Origin of the sequence: Brumimicrobium mesophilum, from assembly GCF_003025005.1 — a bacterium.
Lineage (GTDB): Bacteria > Bacteroidota > Bacteroidia > Flavobacteriales_D > Crocinitomicaceae > Brumimicrobium > Brumimicrobium mesophilum.
This window is the reverse complement of the sequence record NZ_PVSS01000060.1, coordinates 1-837: the sequence shown is the minus strand read 5'-3', so window position 1 is coordinate 837 and position 837 is coordinate 1. Positions and strand designations below refer to the sequence as shown.

General features: G+C 34.9%; 1 protein-coding gene. It reads right to left on the bottom strand.

Features of this window, described 5'->3' with window-relative positions; genetic code table 11:
- Nucleotides 1–133 precede the first annotated feature (133 nt).
- Nucleotides 134–837 (bottom strand): hypothetical protein (locus tag C6368_RS17035; RefSeq protein WP_159038674.1); only part of this gene is annotated, 704 nt, incomplete at its 5' end.

Genomic DNA, 837 nt, shown 5'->3' with positions numbered 1-837 from the left:
TTATTCGACAAGTGAGCGTTTAAAGGTGAATAATGATCCGTACTCACGTTGTTTTCACACTGTCCATAAGTCACATGAATAACCATGCCAAATGTCAACACACACAATATAATATATAAATGTTTCATATCTTTTAATTTATTTTTCTACCGTTAACATTAAATTCGGTTGCTTCTGGATCATTAACATGCCAATATTCATAACTTAAAAACAGTTGATTATTTAAATCCAAGTAACACTTCTTAATTACAAGATCACCACATTCGTATGAAGCCCCTCCCCAATTTGAAAAATTACCTTTCCTAAAGGCTCTATAATTCCGCGCCATGGCATTATCATAACCCACACAATTACTTCCGTTGCCATCATAGTTATAAAAATCCAATCTAGAACAATTACTATTTGATAAAACCCCTGGTGAGGCATACGCCAATTCAAAATCCAAAACAATATCAAAAGAGTCAATTGAATTTTCTTCTGCGACACGAAATGTTCCTTCCATAATACTTGAATCGCAAAAACTATGAACTTCCATGTATTTTGTTATAGAATCATATCCATCATCATTAGGGAAACAGGTATTATTGGGTTCTTTTTCTACTACCAATGTAATTGGAATTGTACTGCCCTCCCATTGACTCGGAAAAAATCTAGATATTTCTCTATCCGTCTCTGTTTCAAGCCCTATATACCAGGTGTATTGAGCGTCAGCTTCTTTAGCCTTAAAAAAGGCAGTTTTATTGCCCAAGATGTCATCTGTAACTGTGTACATATTTATAGATGGTGCTCCGTTATTGAGCGCTTCTCGTATTTCAAAATCAGCACTCACCTCACTTG